This window comes from Microcystis sp. M53598_WE2 (assembly GCF_030067735.1).
GTDB lineage: Bacteria > Cyanobacteriota > Cyanobacteriia > Cyanobacteriales > Microcystaceae > Microcystis > Microcystis aeruginosa.
In genome coordinates this window covers 1-1,233 of the sequence record NZ_JASJFE010000621.1, presented here as the reverse complement: position 1 = coordinate 1,233, position 1,233 = coordinate 1, and the positions used below count along the sequence as shown (strand labels likewise).

Annotated in this window: 2 protein-coding genes; both read left to right on the top strand. The window is 44.8% G+C overall.

The features are described from left to right. Positions 1 to 155 precede the first annotated feature (155 nt). Positions 156 to 467 carry a DUF4164 family protein gene (locus PX636_RS12655; RefSeq protein ID WP_002759403.1) on the top strand — a complete coding sequence of 104 codons (312 nt, stop codon included), beginning with the start codon at positions 156 to 158 and terminating at the stop codon, positions 465 to 467. Between the two features lie 125 nt (positions 468 to 592). Further along, a complete protein-coding gene (locus tag PX636_RS12650; RefSeq protein ID WP_288117454.1) occupies positions 593 to 1,126 on the top strand; it encodes a type IV pilin protein in 534 nt (177 codons plus the stop codon). Positions 1,127 to 1,233: the final 107 nt, after the last annotated feature.

Below are 1,233 nucleotides of genomic sequence, written 5' to 3'. Positions count from 1 at the left end.
TCTGATAGCTTTGGTGGTTGCTGTCTTGGGAGGTGCTGCTAAACTTTTTGGTTTTTTCCCCAATCCCTAGAACTGTCCCCTAGAAACGGTTACAGCCCTTAGGATTATAATAAATGGCTATCAAAAACCCGAAAATCTATAGGAGTATAGCAAATATGTCTAACGAAACTGTAACTTATTCCCTAGAAGCTGTCCTAACCAGAATTGAGAGTAAAATCGACTCTCTGGAAAAACGGATGAATGAGAGATTTGACAAGGTAGAGGACCGGCTAACCAAAGTAGAAATCGGACAGGCCGAACTCAAAGCAGAGTTAAAAGGCGATATTAAAGTATTAGATGAGAAAATCGAGGGGTTAACGGTACGGGTTGGTTATCAGGAATTTACCAACCGGGGGATTTTGATAGCTTTGGTGGTTGCTGTCTTGGGAGGTGCCGCTAAACTTTTCGGTTTTTTCCCCAATCCCTAGAAGTGGCTTCTAGAAACAGCCTCCCCACTTCCCCAAAAAAAATTTTTCCAAGGGTGATAGCTTTTCTGAAACAGGTGGGTAAGTTGTTTATAGAGAACAAAAAACACTTACCAAAGGATATACCCATGAACTCCACCTTCAAATTCAAACTCATCCAAGCTCTCAACAAAAAGAACCGTAACAAAGGTTTCACCCTCATCGAACTCTTAGTTGTCGTTATCATCATCGGTGTACTCGCCGCCATCGCTCTCCCCAACCTCCTCGGTCAGGTAGCCAAAGGCAGACAAGCGGAAGCTCGCACCAACCTCGCTGCCATTAACCGCGCTCAACAGGCTTACCGCTTGGAAAGACCTACTTTTGCAACATTCTCCACTGACCCAGCGGCCGCGCCAGACGATAACCAGTTGCCCATAACTATACAACCTCAATACTATGATTATGCTCAAGATGGTGCTACTGCCACTGGGTCTATAACCAATGCTACGGCTCAAACCGAACCAGAGGACTTTAGCAACGATATTCGCGACTACTCTGCTGCGGTAGCTCAAACCGATGAGGGTGTTTTCAGTTCAATCATCTGTGAAGCAACTCATCCTACTGCTGCAGTAGAAGCAGCAACAAGTGCTGCTACCTGCACTGATGGTGACGAAGTCAGATAGATATTCTTCCCAGATTGCTTAAAAGCTTTCTGGCATAATAACCAACAATTGATACTCTAGCGGAAGGTGGCAGGGAAATGTTCTCTTGAAACCTTGCGCTTTTGATT